Origin of the sequence: Microbacterium sp. As-52 (genome assembly GCF_049949185.1) — a bacterium.
GTDB lineage: Bacteria > Actinomycetota > Actinomycetes > Actinomycetales > Microbacteriaceae > Microbacterium > Microbacterium maritypicum_A.
The window spans coordinates 1,452,690-1,468,780 of the sequence record NZ_CP188171.1 but is presented as its reverse complement, the minus strand read 5'-3'; the positions used below and the strand labels follow the sequence as shown (position 1 = coordinate 1,468,780).

The window sequence follows — 16,091 nt, the reverse complement described above, 5'->3', positions numbered from 1 at the left end:
TCCTTTGTGGATCAGGCGGATGCGGTGGAAGGGGTGTAGAACGGATTGGTCGGCGCGTGCCGGGCTTCCAGCACGGCGTCGAGCTTGGGCAGGCCCGCCGCGCCGTTCGCGAGCGCGGTGCGTGTCGCCTCGCGGTTGTTGCGGTAGACCGTGTCGGCGTCGTCGGCCGCCGGATTGACCCACACTGCGGCGATGAGGGCGTGCGTGTCGGCAGCCTCGCGCGGGATCACACCGTCGGCGACGGCGTCGGCCACGCCCGCAGCGACTCCGGCCTGCGCCGGGCCCCAGATGAGGAGGCCGTGCTCGTCACCCGCCGGTGCGGCCTTCGTGACGAACAGCGTCAGGGGCTTCACCGGGAGGGAGGGGCGGAGCACCGCCACGAAGGGCACGTGCCCCTGGCTGGGGCTGGCGAGGGCAGTGGCCCACGCCGTCCCCGCAGGTCCCTCGCGGTGGCCGAGCACGGTGTTGATGTGTGCGGCGTTGACGCCGTCGCCGACGAAGCTCTCGCCGAGCTGGATGGTCGAGGTCATCAGATGAGTCCCTGCTCCTCGAGCCAGTCGATCGCGATGTCCTCGGGGTCCTCACCGTCGACATCGGCCTTGGCGTTGAGCTCCTGCATGACCTCGGTGGTCAGCAGCGGGCTCAGCTCGGCCAGCACGTCGGCGATCGCCGGGTACTCGTCGAGGGTGCTCTGCTTGAGCGTGAAGCCGCCCTGGTAGCTGGGGAAGAACTCCTTGTCGTCTTCCATCACCACGAGGTCGAGGGCGGGGATGCGGCCGTCGGTCTGGAAGACCTCGCCGAAGTTGCAGTCGTCGCCCTTCTGGGTCGCCGTGTAGATGACGCCGGTGTCGAGCATCGTGACGTTCGAGTCCGGGGCATCGAAGCCGTAGGCGGCCTTGAGACCCGGCCAGCCATCGTCGCGCGTCGAGAACTCGCTCTCGATGCAGAACGTCTGATCGGCGCTCGGCAGGGCTGCGACATCACTCAGCGTCTTCACGCCCAGCTCGTCAGCCTCCTTCTTACGGATCGCGAAGGCGTAGGTGTTGTTGAACGGCGCGGGGTCGAGCCACGCGATGCCGTTCTCGGCGTCCGCTCCCTTGACGGCATCGAACTGCGCCTCGGCGCCCTGCACCGGCGTCGTATTGCCGTTGTACGTGATCCACGACGTGCCGGTGTACTCCCAGTAGCCGAGGAACTGGTCATTCTCGAGCGCCTGACGCACGTTGGCGGAGCCGACGAGCTTCGTGTTGGCCTCGACGTCGGCACCGTGCGCATTGAGCAGTTCCGCCGTCATGTAGGCGAGGATGTACTGCTCCGAAAAGTCCTTCGAGCCGATCTCGCCAGTGAGACCTTCCAGCTCGTCGCCTTGGGCTCCGGAGCCTCCGCCGGCACCGGACGAGCAGCCGGTGAGGAGCAGAGCGCCGGCGGCGATGGCGGCGAACGAGGCGGTGGCGATGGTGCGTGTGTTCATTGCAAGTTCCTTTCGGGAAGGGAGTGTGCTGTGCATGTGAATTAGTGGTGGAGTGGTGGTGCTCAGAGGCCCTTGGGTCGAACGATGTCCTCCACGACGCCGGCGGCCCAGTCGATGAGCACGGCGATCGAGGCGACGAGGATCGCTCCGACGACGAGAACGGGATAGCGCTGCAGCTTCAGGCCGTTGATGATCATGTCGCCGAGACCGCCGGCGTTGATGAAGGTCGCGACCGTGGCCACACCGACCGCGAAGACGAGCGCGGTGCGGAGTCCCGCGAGGATCACGGGCGAGGCGAGCGGCAGCTCCACTCGGCGCAGAACCTGTGACGGGGTCATGCCCATGCCCCGGGCCGACTCGCGGATGCTGGGATCGACCTGGGCGAGGCCCGCGATCGTGTTCTGCAGCACGGGCAGGAAGGAGTAGATCACGAGTGCGAGCAGTGCCGTCGTGAATCCCGTCTGCCAGACGATTGCGAGCAGGATCACGACGCCGATCGCCGGCGTCGCCTGACCGATGTTCGCGATGCCGATCACGACGCCGCGGAACACCTTCGATCGGGAGCGGCTCACCGCGATGCCGGCGGGGATCGCCAGCACAGCCACGAGCACGGAGGCGATGATCGACAGCACGAGGTGCTCGCCGATGCGGGCCGTGATGTAGTCGGCGTTGAGCGTGCGCTGCTCGATCGAGTCGAGGTCGAGGCTCGACACCCACACGTAGGTGAGCACCAGCACGACCGCGACGACGATGAGCGGCATCAGGCGGCGCAGCAGCACGGGCATGCCGCGTCGGGGCGCGGACTGCGTGCGCAGCATCGTGGTCGCGGAGGGCACGACCTGGGGGCCGGTCACGGTCACGCCTCCTCGGCGCGACGCGCGGGGCCTTCGGAGCCCAGCGCTGCCGAGATGGCCGCCTGGTCGATCGAGCCGACGACCGCCCCGGCGCGGGTGACGTTGACGCGCGCGGCGCCGGTCAGCACCAGGGTGTCGAGGGCCTCGCGCAGCGAGGAGTGCTCGTCGACCGTGACGGCCGGGGCTGCGGCATCCGCGGATCCGATTCGCGCGTCCGTCACCGGGATCAGAGCGAGACGCTTCAGGGCGGCCCCCTCGCCGATGAACGATCGTACATAGTCGTTGGCAGGCTCGGCGAGGATGCGCGCCGGAGTGTCGAACTGCTCGATCTGGCTGCGATCGCTCAGCACTGCGATGCGGTCGCCCATGCGGATCGCCTCTTCGAAATCGTGCGTCACGAAGATGATGGTCTTGCCGATGTCGGCCTGAATGCGCAGGAACTCCGCCTGCAGCTTCTCCCGCGTGATCGGGTCGGTCGCACCGAAGGGCTCGTCCATGAGCATGACGGGCGGATCGGCAGCCAGTGCCCGGGCCACTCCGACACGCTGCTGCTGCCCGCCGGAAAGCTGACGGGGGTATCGCTGTGCGAACGTGCCCGGGTCGAGCTGCACGGTGCGCAGGAGCTCGTCCACGCGCTCGGCGATACGGGCTTTGGACCAGCCGAGCAGCTTCGGCACGATCGCGATGTTCTCGGCGATCGTGAAGTGCGGGAACAGGCCGATCTGCTGGATGACGTAGCCGATGTGCCGACGCAGCTCGTTGCCGTCGAGCGACAGCACGTCATCGCCGTTGATCCGGATCGACCCGGAGGTCGGCTCGATGATGCGGTTGATCATCTTCATCGTCGTGGTCTTGCCGCAGCCGCTGGGGCCGACGAACATGATCAGCTCGCCGGGCTCGACACGCATCGAGAAGTCCTCGACGGCGGGCCTCTGCTGACCCGGGTACTGCTTGGTGATGTGGTCGAGGACGATGTCGACGCCGCCCTGCTGCGCCGCGAGGGAGGTGAGAACGCCGGTGTTCGTTGTGATGTCAGGCACGGAGACCCCTTGAGGTGGTGAGGCGGGCGACGAGCACGAGGATGCCGTCGAGGACGAGCGCGAGGATGATCACGGCGACGGTGCCCGTGAGCGCGTAGTTGAGGGCGTTCTTCGAACCGAGCGAGCTCAGGCCCTTGAAGATGTACTCGCCGAGCCCGGGGCCGGCGACGTAGGCGGCGATCGCCGCGATCCCGACCGTGAGTTGGGCGGCGACACGGATGCCGGTCATGATGACCGGCCAGGCGATCGGCAGCTGCACCGTGAAGAGGATGCGGGTGGGGCCGAGGCCCATGCCCCGCGCCGACTCGAGCACCGAGACCGGTACTTCGCGGAGTCCCACGACGGTGTTCCGCACCACCGGGAGCAGCGAGTAGAAAACGAGGGCGACGACGGTCGGCAGCCACCCGAGGCCGAGGACGGGGCTCAGGAGGGCAAGGAGGGCGAGTGACGGGATGGTGATCGCGACAGCGGCGGCCGTGAGCACGGTGGTGCGGGCGATGCGACGGTTGCGGACCAGGATGCCGAGGCCGATGCCGATAATCGCCGCGAGGACGACTGAGACGACGACGACGACGAGGTGATCGCGGGTGAGCTCAAGAATGTCGTCCGCGCGACGCGTGAGGAAGGCCATGAGGTCTTCCCAGTTGAATCCGGTCAAGAGGGCTCCTGTCTCGTCGTTGAGGCCGGTACCGGGGATGAGACTCACGGTAGCCCTTGTGGCCATTTCGTCAAAGAGCGTTGTGTATATGGCAACCGCTGACGCTACACTCTTACCGTGACCACCACCTCCGGCGGCCCTCGCCGCAATTCCTCCGGCCTCGGACGCGACATCGAGATCCTCGAGCTGCTCGGCGGCGACGAGGCGTTGCGCTCCGGCGGACTCGGCGTCTCGCAGGTGGCACAGCTCACCGGGCGGGACAAGGCGGTCGTGTCACGCACACTCGCGACGCTCGCCGAGACCGGACTCGTCGAACGCGATGAGGAGTCGCTGCGCTACCTGCTCGGGCCGCGGCTATACGCCCTGGCGGCGCACACGGCCACGTCGACGCTCGTGCACGCCTCGCGCAGCATCCTGCGACGACTTGTGCAGTCCACGCGCGAGACGAGTCACCTGTGCGTGCTGCGCGGCGGCAACGTGCTTACGCTGCTTAGCGAGCTGAGCCCGCACGACGTGCGCACGACCGGCTGGGCGGGCACCACCACGGCCGCGTGGCGCACTCCCTCGGGTCGTGCGCTGCTGAGCGACTGGGACGAGGAGTCCCTCGCACGCTGGTATGACGACCACGGGCAGGATCAGCCCCTCGTCGGCCGTTTCGACCAGGCTGACCCCTCCGGATTCCCGGTTCTGGACTCTCCCCCGCCGGGCAACTCTCCGGTGACGGATCTCGCGAGCCTGCACACCGAACTCGGCCGTATCCGCGAGCAGGGCTACGCGCTATCGGACGAGGAGCTCGAGTTCGGGGTGGTGGCAGCCTCGGCGCCGATCATCGACTTCACGGGACGTATCGTCGCAGCCGTGAACGTAAGCGCCCCGAAGGCGCGAATCGGGCACCGCCTTGAGGCGCTTGGCGCGCTCGTCTCGCGAGCTGCGCGCGAGCTGTCGACGCGTCTAGGTATGGTCTGAACTCGCCGAAGGCGACGGCCGCGACGGCCAGAGGTATTGAGGTCGATGCAAGCCTGCCATGCTCTGAGGTGTACCGCCCAGGCGGGAGTGGTGATGAAGGTTGAGCGTGCCTGCGCTGCGAGGATCTTCCTTGAGGGGCCTGGCTACTCCAACAGTCGGGCTGCCAGTGCCCGCACCTTGAGATCGACCGAATCGCGCAGGTCACGAACCGAGTCGCTGTCCACGGACCAGTCCGCAGGGTCGGGGAACTCCCACTGCACGAGCTCGCCGGAGACCGGCCCGGGTAGTTCCAAGCCCGGCTTCATCAGCACCACCACATCAGCGTTCGCGAGGTCGTCCGGGGTGACGGCGCGCGGTACTGCCGCTGATGTGTCGATGCCGAGGTCGTCGAGGGTCGCGGCGACCGCGGGGTTGATCGCGGCAGCGGGGTGTACGCCGGCGCTGTCTGCGATCAGTCGATCGCCAGCATGCCGGGCCAGCAGGTGCGCGCCCAGCTGCGAGCGTCCCGCGTTGTGCGTACAGATGAACAGCACGGTCTGAGGGTCTGTCACGTCATCCTTCTCTCCTCCGGCGAGACACTCGCCGGATCGTTGGTATGACACCAGGCTTGCACGTTGCATTGATAAGTGTCAATATAGACGCATGTCGATTCAAGAGGTTGAGCTGATCATCATTGGATCCGGGCCCGCCGGGTATACGGCTGCGGTGTATGCGGCGCGGGCGGGCCTTGCCCCTGTCGTGCTTGCCGGTTCCGTCACCGCCGGCGGTGCGCTCATGACGACCACCGAGGTGGAGAACTTCCCCGGTTTCGTCGATGGTGTCCAGGGTCCGGAGTTGATGGAGTCGATGCGCGCGCAGGCTGAGCGCTTCGGTGCCCGCATCCTTCTCGACGACGCTGTCGCGGTCGACCTGGCAGGGCCGGTGAAGACGGTGCGCACCGGATCGGGTGACACGTACCTGGCGCGTGCGGTGATCCTCGCCATGGGGTCCGCGTACCGCAAGATCGGACTGGCCGACGAAGAGCGTCTCACCGGCCACGGGGTCTCCTGGTGTGCGACCTGCGACGGCTTCTTCTTCCGCGACCAGGAGATCGTCGTGGTCGGCGGTGGCGATTCGGCGATGGAGGAAGCTCTGTTCCTCACCCGGTTCGCGTCGAAGGTCACCGTGGTGCACCGCCGCGACACGTTCCGCGCCTCACAGATCATGGCGCAGCGGGTGCTCGAGCACCCGACGATCGACGTCGCCTGGAACAGCGAAGTGGCCGGCATCCTCGGGACGGACAAGGTCGAGGCGGTCACGCTGCGCGACACGGTCTCCGGGGCGGAACGCGAACTCTCCGTGACAGGGGTCTTCGTCGCCATCGGGCACGACCCGCGCTCCGAGCTCGTCGCGGGCTCCGTCGACACCGACGCCGACGGGTATGTGCGGGTCGTCCACCCGTCCACCCGCACCACCCTCGACGGCGTCTTCGCCGCCGGCGACCTGGTCGATCACACCTACCGGCAGGCCATCACCGCAGCCGGTACGGGCTGCGCGGCCGCCCAGGACGCCCAGCACTACCTCGCGGCCCTCACGGACACCGCGCCCGCATTCGATGCCCAGGAGGTCCTCGCATGAGTGTCCCGATCGTGGTCACCGACGCCACATTCCACAACGAAGTCACCGACTCCGAGATCCCCGTCGTGGTGGACATCTGGGCCACCTGGTGCGGTCCGTGTAAGCAGATCGCACCGCTTCTGAACCAGCTCGCCGTCGAGTACGACGGGCGGGTCAAGATCGTGAAGCTCGACGCCGACCAGAACCCGGCCACGGTGACCGCCATCGGCGTCACCTCGATCCCCACGCTGGTCTTCTACAACCAGGGTGCGCGCGTTGACATGCTCATCGGCGCCCACGCCAAGCCCGTAATCGCAGAGAAGATGGAGGCGCTCCTCGCATGAGCACCGCAACCGCACCCACCCCCACAACGACGACCCGCCGCCTGTCGACCCTTGACCGATGGTTGCCGCTGTGGATCGGACTGGCTATGGTCGCCGGAATCCTCGTCGGCCGCTTCATCCCTGGCGTCTCCGACCTCCTCGCACACATTGAGGTTGGCGGCATCTCTGTGCCGATCGCTCTCGGCCTGCTGGTGATGATGTACCCGGTCCTCGCGAAGGTCCGCTACGACAAAGTCGCCGCTGTCACCGGCGACAAGAAGCTACTCATCTCCTCACTCGCTCTGAACTGGGTCGTCGGACCGGCACTGATGTTCCCCCTCGCCTGGGCGTTCCTTCCGGATCTCCCCGAGTACCGCACCGGCCTCATCATCGTGGGCCTGGCCCGCTGCATCGCGATGGTCGTCATCTGGAACGATCTCGCCTGCGGCGATCGGGAAGCCGCCGCCGTCCTTGTCGCCATCAACTCCGTGTTCCAGGTCATCGCCTTCTCCCTGCTCGGTTGGTTCTACCTCACCGTGCTCCCCGGATGGCTCGGACTGGACTCGCAGGGACTGGAGATCTCGGTCTGGCAGATCGCCCTCAATGTCCTCGTCTTCCTCGGCATCCCCCTGATCGCCGGCTTCGCCTCCCGCCTGATCGGGGAGCGTGCGAAGGGCCGCGACTGGTACGAAGAGAAGTTCCTTCCCAAGATCGGACCGTGGGCGCTGTACGGCCTGCTGTTCACGATTGTGTTGCTGTTCGCCCTGCAGGGCGAGCAGGTCACCAACCGGCCGTGGGATGTGGCCCGTATCGCCCTCCCGCTGTTGGCGTACTTCGCCGTGATGTGGTTCATCGGACTGTTCACCGGGAAGGCGCTCGGGCTCGGATACGCCCGATCCTCCACGCTGGCGTTCACGGCCGCGGGCAACAACTTCGAACTCGCCATCGCCGTCGCCATCGGCACCTTCGGGGCCACCTCCGGTCAGGCCCTCGCCGGCGTCGTCGGCCCACTGATCGAGGTCCCCGTGCTCGTCGGACTCGTTTACGTCTCCCTGTGGGCGGCCCGACGCTGGTTCCACACCAACCCGTACACCGCTGAAAGGATGTAGCCATGAACGTCACACTGACGACCACCGGCGACACCTGCAGTCCCGTCGCCACCCACGCGATCGGCATCGACGCTGCCACCTCGGTCGCAGCGACGCTAAAAGCGCTGTCCGACCCGCTCAGGCTGCGCATGCTGTCGGCCATCGCCTCCGATCCCCGCGGAGAATCGTGCGTGTGCGACCTGGCCGAACTGGCCGACGTCTCCCAGCCCACCGTGTCGCACCACCTGAAAGTCCTCAAAGACGTGGATGTCCTCGTCTCCGAGCGGCGTGGCACCTGGGTCTGGTACCGCATCAACCCGAACCGCCGAGGCGCGGTCACCGCTCTCCTGGACTCGTTCGCACCTGCGACCGTGAGTGAGCCGTGGAGCGTTGAGCGCACGGATGCGAGCACTCGACCCGACTTCGACGCGCGCGTGACTCATCTTGCCGATGAGCTCGCCGCCGAGATTCCGGAGGTTGACGCGGACGTGGTGCTCACCATCGTCCGCGAGTCGTACACGTCCCTTGCCCGCACTGCTCGCGTCACCTCTGCATTGATCCCCTTGACCGAGAGGTTCGCCCGGCAGCGCCTCGCTGACCTCACCAGAGACCGCGTCTCTTCCGTCCCGCAGGTGCTGTTTGTGTGCGTCGCGAACGCCGGACGCTCCCAGCTCGCCGCAGCACTCGTGAATCAGATCAGCGGCGGCAAGGTCGTTGCGCGCTCCGCAGGGTCGAATCCCGCGGACGTCATCCACCCCCATGTGCGATCATTGCTCACGGACATCGAAGGTGACATTGCCGCCGATCGGTATCCCAAGCCGCTCACCGACGACGCGGTGCGCGCGGCAGATGTGGTCGTCACGATGGGCTGCGGGGACGTTTGCCCGATCATCCCCGGCGTTCGGTACGACGACTGGGCGGTGGGTGACCCCGCTCTCGCGTCTCGCGAAGGCGTCGAAGCGATCCGTGACGATATCGCCGCACGCGTCCATGTTCTCGTCGACGACCTTCTCCGCTAACCCCTCTACCGCCCATTCAGGAGCAAACATGACTGACACCACCGTCAAGCCGTCCGTCCTCTTCGTCTGCGTTCACAATGCCGGACGGTCGCAGATGGCGGCCGGGTTCCTCCGCGAGATCGCTGGCGACCGTATCGAAGTGCGCTCGGCCGGGTCCATGCCTGCGGATCAGATCAACCCCACCGCCGTCGACGCGATGCAGGAACTTGGTATCGACATCACCGCCGAGCAGCCCAAGGTCCTCACCACCGAGGCGGTGCAGGCCTCTGACGTCGTGATCACCATGGGTTGTGGCGACGCCTGCCCGTTCTTCCCCGGAAAGCGCTACGAAGACTGGAAGCTCGACGACCCCGCTGGCCAGGGCATCGACGCCGTACGGCCCATCCGCGACGATATCCGTGGTCGCATCGAACAGCTGGTGAGCGAGCTCCTCTGAGAAGCGCACGCGCTCGACAATCCGCGACGCTGACGTGAACGGCGAGTCGGCAGTGCGACCTTGGTCAGGCCTTCAGCGCTTCTCGACTCGCTCGCGTTTGGGCGAGCAGCGAACACGTGAGCCTTTGTCCTTCGTGCTCGAGGGGGTCAGCATTGCCAAGTGCGAGCTCGATGGCGTTGGAACCTGGAGTGTCGCTATTTGCGGCATTCGGGGCAGCGGGCGTGAGGCCTGCGGGTTCTGGTCTGAACTCTCGATGGCCATGTATACCCGCAGGCACAGTGCCAGGTGACTTTTCTCCCCGATCCCACGGTGACCTCGGTGGGCGAGAGGGCGTTAGAGGAGTCCCACTGCGCTGCGAGATCGGGTCGCAGGGTTGCAAGGTCGGTCTCCCCTGGGATGGGTAGCTTTCCTGTGCAGTAAGGGCAGCCGCAGCCGGACGTCCGGTTTTTGACTGTCGCGGGCCACGAGTGATTGCGGTGGCAGATCCACGACACTTTCACGTGGGAGGAGACCGTGACCTGATTCGGTGAGCAGTCGTTGCTGGGATCCCATTGCGCGGCAATATCGGGTCTGCGTGTCGCGAGGTCAGTGGCTCCCGGGATAGCGACCCGGCCGGAGCATGACGGGCAGCCTGAGCCTGCGTGTCGGTTGGCGACGGTCGCTGGCCAGGTGTGGTTTTCTGCGCACCGCCATTGGGCTTCATAGGAACTACTGACGGTCACTTCGGACGGTGTCCGGTCGTTCGCTCCTGGGGTGCGGTCCCATTCCGAAGCCAAATGAGGATCGAGAGTCCCCAAGTCATTGAACCCCGCGAGGACGACGCGATTCGCACACACGGGGCATCCCGTCTTGTCCTTCGTGCGGCCCCAGACGGGGAGCTCCCATGTGTGACTCAGCGCGCAGCGCCATACTGCGGGGTAATCCGAGCCCGCGGTGACCTCACAAGCGGACTTGGAGTTGACGCGGTCCCATTGTTCGGCGAGATGAGGGTGAGTGGTGGCGAGGTCATTGAAACCGGCGAGGGTGCGTTGATTGGAGCAGTACGGGCACCCGTGTCCTGAGCAACGGTCACCGACAGCCGCGTCCCAGCTGTGGTCGCAGTGGCCGTGCCACCAGACGACACGGTCCGATCCGGGGGTGACTGTCTCCGGAGTGATGGAGCTGTCGTTGAGTTCGTGATCCCACTCTGCTGCGAGGCCGGGGTGAAGAGTGGCTAAATCTGTTTCACCCGGTATCGCCCGGCTACCGCTGCAATAGGGGCATTTGCTTTCTTGCGTGGTGCGGGAGCGCACCTGGGCGGGCCAGGTGTGCTCGTGAGCAGTACACCTCCAGTTGATTTTCCGGGCGGAGGTGGCGCTCACGTGATGGGGGTCCCCCCGGTTGGCTCCTGGGGTAGTGTCCCATTCCGCGGCGATGTCTGGCCGCAGGGTGCCGAGATCGGTGTGTCCCGGCCAGAAGTCCATGCCGATGCAATATTCGCAGTTGGTCTCGGCAGAGCCTCGCACGTGGGGGCTTGCTTCCCAGGAGTGCCCCTCCTCGCACAACCACCACGCTTTGTGAGAGACATCGACTCCGGACCAGGGGTCGCGGGTGGGCGGGTTGCGATCCCAGTCCCATTCGGAGATGGCTTTCGGGTGGCGGAGGATCCACAGCGGGTAGTTGGCGGTGGTGTCGAGGATGCGGGGGACGTCGACGGTGTCGAGGGCGGCTTCCAGGGGGCGGAATTTCGTGGGGATGGTGTGGCGGCGGAGGGGGCGGAGCCAGAGAATCACGCGTTCGACGAGGATGTCGCTGTTGGTGAGGCCCAACGTTGCGGTGATGTCGAGTCGTAGATCTGCCGCCGACTGAGTGCGCCATCGTGCGCAGTGTGCACGATTGGACAAGATCTGCAGAACGCGCACCGTCGCGCGGTACAGATGTGCGCGGCGATCGATCTCGCGTACCGCGCTCATCAAGCACGGATTCTGCCCGGTCTCTGCGTTCTGGGCGGAGAGCGTTTCGTTGTCGCGCACCATGGCCCACACTTGACCGTGCAGTTGTGTGGTGACCCGACCAGTGGCGACGAGTCGACGGAAGGAGAGTTCCGCGTTCCGAAGCGTGGGATCGAAGGGAACGATCACCTGGGTATCGGGTTCGGTTCCGGGACCGACCCACACCATCTGCCTCGGGTGTCGGAGACAGAAGTTTTCCCGATCGTGGGGAATTTGCTCGATCGTCTCCCCGGCACTGCATAGGCGGCACAGGAAGCGCTGCGGGTAGGCCCGTGTGGAGTCCGGTTGCGCTAGACGCTTCATGCGGAGGTAATGACCGGCTGGGCGCCCTGCCGTCGCCTCGACCGTCCGAGCGGCCGCTTCGTCGTCGATCCAGACGCGGTGGATGTTCGGTTGCGCTCGGCTGGTCAGTGCCCTCTCGGCGAAGTCGAACGGTACTCCTGCGGCGCGGCATTGCCGCTGCGCGTAGGAGCGTGGCGTCTCAAGATGATGCCACTTGGGTCGTTTCGCCCACGCCTGCGTGCTGATCATGCGGCGTCCACCAGGTCGTCCAGGGTGACGTTGTGTGTGTTGAGCGTGGTGCGCCGGAGAGTATCGAGAACCCCGAAGAGTCGCTCGCGGGTTACGGTCTCCGAGGTGCGCGATTCGTCGCGCAAGATGGACGCGACGAGGCGGTCCACGATCATCGCGAGAACGGCGAGTTTCCCGTCGGTGGCGTGGACTAGCGTGCCGGCGTTGCGGGTGAGAAGGCCGTGGGCGTGCCCGCAGAGCGGTAGGAAGCTGTCGAAGGTGGCGACCCATTTGATCCATTGTTCGAAGTCCTCTTGGACGGCGGGGTCGATCTTGTCGAGTGTGACGAAGTCGCAGCGTGCGCTGACTTGCAGGCCGTCGCCCGTCTTGAATGCTTGGTCGAGATTGATTCCAACCAGGACGACGGTCGCACAGGACTCGTTCTGGAGGGCTTTGATGACACTGGAGGGTTCAGTCCCGCCGAGCTTGTGCGCTTCGTCGATCACGAGCAGCTTCGTGCCGTGACGGTGGAGGGCTTCGACGGCAAGCTTCCGCAGCCTGTCGGTGGCGATCTGTTTGGGGAGAACGATGGTGGGGGCGAGAAACTCCACGATCTGGGCAAGGAGAGCTTTCCCGGTCGAGTGTTCGGTCATCTCCACCCAGACGACCGGTGCGTCTCCGTCTCTGAGGTAGTCGGGGTGTTGGGCTGCGTGTCTTCGTTCTACGGATCGAGCCAACAGGAGAGCGAGCTCTGTCTTGCCGGAGAACATCGGCGCGGATATCATCAGCCCGCGCCGCGAGTTCTTCAGCCGAGGGTTGATCCGGATGAGGTCCTCCAGAATGCGAGCGCAGACCGTTTGCTCGCGTGTCTTCACCCTCAGCGTCAGTCGGAGAAAGTCTTCGCGAGCTTGGTCGTATAGCTCTCGTGCTTCACTGTCCAGATCTGTGTACTGACGGAAGGTGATCTTCGGCGGGGATGCGGGCTCGGCGTCGAATGCTTCTCGAAGCCCTGCAAGGCTGGTCTTGCGGTCATGGTGGAGGACGAGTGGGGTGATCTTCATGAATCAAGCTCCTCTGCTTGGGCGAGATGTATGTCGGGGGATGCCCAATCGATGGTGCTGATGTCGATGGGTTTGGCCCATTGCCGTAGTGGGATCGGTGTCGTTGTCGCGGGGCCTGGTTCACGTTGCGCTTCGACCTTGAGGCGCTGTTGCTCTCGCTTGTGCTGGGTGCGTTTCCGTTTGTCTCCTCGTTCGCGACTTTCGACGCGGTCGATCCACTCGCGGCGGCGGTCTGGATCGTCGACTGCGGCGTCGGGGTATCGCGCAAGGAGTTTCATGTCGATCTCGGCGACCATCGGTGCTGTCTTCTCCCGTAGAGCGATGTCCCAGCACTCGATCCACACACCGGTTTCTGGGTGACGCACCCAGACGGCATTGGCGTTGTAAGGGTCGAAGCTCACTGGGAATTTCCTGGCTTTCGCGGATCCCGGTTCAGCGCCCGTGAGGGAGCGATTGCGGAGATCTTCCAGGTGGGGTGAGTCATAGCGGCGATTGTGGAGTTCGATCCCTGCGCGACCGATCATGCGCCGTTCCGTGGGCAAGAGCGCGAGGTACTCCTCAACTCCGAAGGGCACGGGGACGCCGGGTCCTACAGCGAACAGTTCGGTGTACATCTGATTCGGGGTGAAGATGCGCCCTGGGGAGCTCGTCGACTTCAAGCCACGGTGGGGCCTGTTCAGGTAGATGTTCGTTATCCAGCTGTCGAGGATGAGGCGAAGCGAATCCAGGGTGAGGGTGGGGTCGTCTTTGGCGGCCCGATGGGCGACGGAGTTCCCCACGAAACCGGCCAGCCATGCGGCGAAGTCTGTCGAGAGGGTGCCGAAGTTGCGTTCAACGTGTGGTTTTACCGTCGGTGTTCTGGAGGGGGCAAGTTCCCTGTGGATTCCGTACGCACTGCAGGCATCTCTGAACGTGCGGGACCGAAAATCTGCTCCACCATCGATAGTGATCGATCGCGGGAAGATCCATGGGACGGCCAGAGAATCGTCGGTGAGGAAGGGGTTCACCTGCTTCATCAGATCGGACGGCAACGTGGCTGACCCTGCGAGGGTGGCTGCTCCTGAACCAGGTACGGCTTTGCGACCGATGACAGCCCGGGCGAGCAGGAGCGCATGGTCGAATCCGCCGGGGCTGTCCGCGTGAATCGCCCAAGCGAGCGGTACCCGGCTTGCGACATCGAGAAGCACGGTGAGTGTCGGCCGGAACTCGCTGTTCTCATCCCAGACGAGAACGTCGAGTTTCGTTGAATCGATCTCGCATCGCTCCCCAAGTTGATAGGCAGCCCCGGAGTAGTACTGACGCTTGGGGCTGTTGTCGGTGTTTCGCCGGGTGGTCGCTTTGTCGAAGCTGTAACGGCCGGCAGCCCGCTCGTTGATGTAGCCCTGGAGGGTGCGAGCCTTGATCTCACATAAAGGATCGCCGGGGTAGGTGGTCTCGAGCGCTCGCCTCACCAAGACAGCGCACCGGCGTTTGCTGCTCGTCGACTTGTCCGTCTGACGATCGAGGAATCGATCGATGATCGTCACCAGCCGTGGATCTGCCCGGCTGATGGCGAGTCGCTGCTCGCCCTTGCGATGCATGCGGGCATTCAGTCCGGCTGCACCGCCTTGCTGGTACGTCTTCCACAGGAGGTGAAAGGTGCTGCGCGCTCGCCCAAGTGAAGTGCCTTTTAGCTCGAGCAGCTTCGCGTCAACACGTGCGTTCTGAGTTGTCAGTGCAGGGTCATATTGTGCCCGAGGAGCGGAGGCCAACGGATCCATCGGCTTGCCAGTGAACGCCTCAAGGAGATGGGCTTCCATATCGCATACGTCGGTCGGCCATGCATCCCCGTCCGGCCGAAGAGATACGATGCGATCCCGTTGGGCTGTTCCGGCCTGGAGCAGGAACTCGTCTACGGACATGATCAGGTGTCGATCGGGTGCGCTCTCAGATCGGAGCTTCACCTCTAGGCCAGGGATGATGTGGACCCAGACCCAGCTCTCGCCGTCAATGTCGAAAGTGTCTCCGAGCTTCAGCTTCTTCTCGTCAGACACCGATCGCGTCCGTTCTCTCCCGATGGGCGGTAGTCAGTAGCGTGTTGCTGTTGAAGACCGCCGACAGATCGAGCTCGAGCAGCCTGCGCCAGGCGAGGTTGTCAATCCAAGCGCAAGCAAGAGGTGGGCAATCTGGTGATGCCAGCTCGCATAACTCCCGGCGAGTCTTGCCGAGAGTTGCCGCCTCGAGGATCCGGTCCTTGACGGCAGCAGGCGGCCTGCAGCGGTCATGACGCGACGCCGACAACCATTCGACCACGCGGGTCGCATGAAGGCTGTGGCCGGAAAGCACCTGATATTGCCAGCCGAGCGTTGCCGACACTCGCGCCGTCTCATCGAACTGCAGTTGCGCATACTCGTCGATGAGTTCCTCTGGCCTCACGTCCCGAACGGCATAAGAGCCGTCCGACATCTGCAACAGGAAATCCGGCACATGCCAATGACCGGCCATCGGCGAGCGGACGCCGAACACCACGCCAAACGGCTGCGACCACACCCTTTCGGCCTGTCCGCCATAATCGAGCCACATCAACTCGTCGCGCTCGAACTGAGACTCACACCACACGTGGCTGCGGGTGCGACTCCAGAAGTACTCAGATCCTGTGAAGAAGTGGCTGGCGCCCTTCGATACTCGAACCTTCATGGGGTCGATGACAGACCAATCCAAACGGCCGAGACTTCGGTCGACCGGTGCGAACGAGGTGTTGTTCGCATAGCCAGTCTCCGAACGATGATCACGCGGCACCCAGTGCAGCTCCGACTCTTTCGAGAACCGTCGACGAGCGATCATCCGTGCGATCTCAGCTGGCTTCATCATCACTCCCGGAGGGAGGCGGAGTGCCGGTAGGCACATCTTCGTCGCCTGCGCCCAGGATCAGCCCGGTCGGCTTCGACGGGCTTCCGACACACCGGCGCGGACCGGATATCGTTCGATCTGATCTCGAGTGGCCCGACGTGAAGCGAGAACCGCATCGTTGGTCGCCCGATGTCACTCGGGACTCCACCGGCTTCCGTCGCAAGGTCTAGGCAACGCAAGGCCAGACTT

Annotated in this window: 16 protein-coding genes; 6 read left to right on the top strand and 10 right to left on the bottom strand. The window is 65.0% G+C overall.

The window, feature by feature from the left end:
* Positions 1–11: 11 nt before the first annotated feature.
* From fae to ACLFA2_RS07045, 5 genes are all read right to left on the bottom strand, one after another.
* A complete protein-coding gene (gene fae, locus ACLFA2_RS07065; protein WP_017201956.1) occupies positions 12–530 on the bottom strand; it encodes a formaldehyde-activating enzyme in 519 nt (172 codons plus the stop codon).
* Entirely contained in the window at positions 530–1,471 is a 942-nt protein-coding gene (locus ACLFA2_RS07060) for a glycine betaine ABC transporter substrate-binding protein (RefSeq protein WP_017201955.1), read from the bottom strand. Before ACLFA2_RS07060 ends, fae begins: the two co-directional genes overlap by 1 nt.
* 62 nt (positions 1,472–1,533) lie before the next feature.
* Positions 1,534–2,331: an ABC transporter permease gene (locus ACLFA2_RS07055; RefSeq protein ID WP_017201954.1), complete on the bottom strand. Its 798-nt coding sequence runs from the start codon at positions 2,329–2,331 to the stop codon at positions 1,534–1,536.
* The gene (locus tag ACLFA2_RS07050) at positions 2,328–3,365 is read right to left on the bottom strand and encodes an ABC transporter ATP-binding protein (RefSeq protein ID WP_017201953.1); all 1,038 of its coding nucleotides are present in this window, start codon (positions 3,363–3,365) and stop codon (positions 2,328–2,330) included. The genes ACLFA2_RS07055 and ACLFA2_RS07050 overlap by 4 nt, the downstream gene beginning before the upstream one ends.
* Entirely contained in the window at positions 3,358–4,071 is a 714-nt protein-coding gene (locus tag ACLFA2_RS07045) for an ABC transporter permease (protein WP_017201952.1), read from the bottom strand. The genes ACLFA2_RS07050 and ACLFA2_RS07045 overlap by 8 nt, the downstream gene beginning before the upstream one ends.
* Positions 4,072–4,140: 69 nt before the next feature.
* Here ACLFA2_RS07045 and ACLFA2_RS07040 point away from each other — a divergent pair, with 69 nt between their 5' ends.
* Entirely contained in the window at positions 4,141–4,989 is an 849-nt protein-coding gene (locus tag ACLFA2_RS07040) for an IclR family transcriptional regulator (protein ID WP_017201951.1), read from the top strand.
* Between the two features lie 143 nt (positions 4,990–5,132).
* On the opposite strand, the gene ACLFA2_RS07035 is transcribed toward ACLFA2_RS07040, so the two are convergent.
* Positions 5,133–5,540 carry a low molecular weight phosphatase family protein gene (locus tag ACLFA2_RS07035; protein ID WP_061015352.1) on the bottom strand — a complete coding sequence of 136 codons (408 nt, stop codon included), beginning with the start codon at positions 5,538–5,540 and terminating at the stop codon, positions 5,133–5,135.
* 91 nt (positions 5,541–5,631) lie between these two features.
* Between ACLFA2_RS07035 and trxB the strand changes: the two genes are divergently transcribed.
* The 5 genes from trxB to ACLFA2_RS07010 are packed head-to-tail and all read left to right on the top strand — an operon-like array spanning position 5,632 to position 9,451.
* Positions 5,632–6,606 carry a thioredoxin-disulfide reductase gene (gene trxB / locus ACLFA2_RS07030; protein ID WP_426622273.1) on the top strand — a complete coding sequence of 325 codons (975 nt, stop codon included), beginning with the start codon at positions 5,632–5,634 and terminating at the stop codon, positions 6,604–6,606.
* Entirely contained in the window at positions 6,603–6,929 is a 327-nt protein-coding gene (trxA, locus tag ACLFA2_RS07025; protein WP_061015350.1) for a thioredoxin, read from the top strand. Before trxB ends, trxA begins: the two co-directional genes overlap by 4 nt.
* Positions 6,926–8,017, top strand: a complete 1,092-nt coding sequence (gene arsB / locus ACLFA2_RS07020) for an ACR3 family arsenite efflux transporter (RefSeq protein ID WP_426622272.1) — start codon at positions 6,926–6,928, stop codon at positions 8,015–8,017. The genes trxA and arsB overlap by 4 nt, the downstream gene beginning before the upstream one ends.
* A gap of 2 nt (positions 8,018–8,019) precedes the next feature.
* Positions 8,020–9,015, top strand: a complete 996-nt coding sequence (locus ACLFA2_RS07015; RefSeq protein ID WP_124894638.1) for a metalloregulator ArsR/SmtB family transcription factor — start codon at positions 8,020–8,022, stop codon at positions 9,013–9,015.
* A 28-nt stretch (positions 9,016–9,043) separates the two neighbouring features.
* On the top strand, positions 9,044–9,451 hold the full coding sequence (locus tag ACLFA2_RS07010; protein WP_017201945.1) for an arsenate reductase ArsC: 408 nt from the start codon (positions 9,044–9,046) through the stop codon (positions 9,449–9,451).
* Between the two features lie 194 nt (positions 9,452–9,645).
* On the opposite strand, the gene ACLFA2_RS07005 is transcribed toward ACLFA2_RS07010, so the two are convergent.
* Genes ACLFA2_RS07005 through ACLFA2_RS06990 form a run of 4 tightly spaced genes read right to left on the bottom strand, consistent with a single transcriptional unit; the run spans position 9,646 to position 15,863 of the window.
* A complete protein-coding gene (locus ACLFA2_RS07005) occupies positions 9,646–11,973 on the bottom strand; it encodes a zinc-ribbon domain-containing protein (protein WP_192576810.1) in 2,328 nt (775 codons plus the stop codon).
* The gene (locus ACLFA2_RS07000) at positions 11,970–13,013 is read right to left on the bottom strand and encodes a TniB family NTP-binding protein (protein WP_061016264.1); all 1,044 of its coding nucleotides are present in this window, start codon (positions 13,011–13,013) and stop codon (positions 11,970–11,972) included. Before ACLFA2_RS07000 ends, ACLFA2_RS07005 begins: the two co-directional genes overlap by 4 nt.
* A complete protein-coding gene (locus ACLFA2_RS06995) occupies positions 13,010–15,046 on the bottom strand; it encodes a Mu transposase C-terminal domain-containing protein (protein WP_061016263.1) in 2,037 nt (678 codons plus the stop codon). The genes ACLFA2_RS07000 and ACLFA2_RS06995 overlap by 4 nt, the downstream gene beginning before the upstream one ends.
* Positions 15,039–15,863: a TnsA-like heteromeric transposase endonuclease subunit gene (locus ACLFA2_RS06990; protein WP_061016260.1), complete on the bottom strand. Its 825-nt coding sequence runs from the start codon at positions 15,861–15,863 to the stop codon at positions 15,039–15,041. The genes ACLFA2_RS06995 and ACLFA2_RS06990 overlap by 8 nt, the downstream gene beginning before the upstream one ends.
* Between the last annotated feature and the right edge of the window lie 228 nt (positions 15,864–16,091).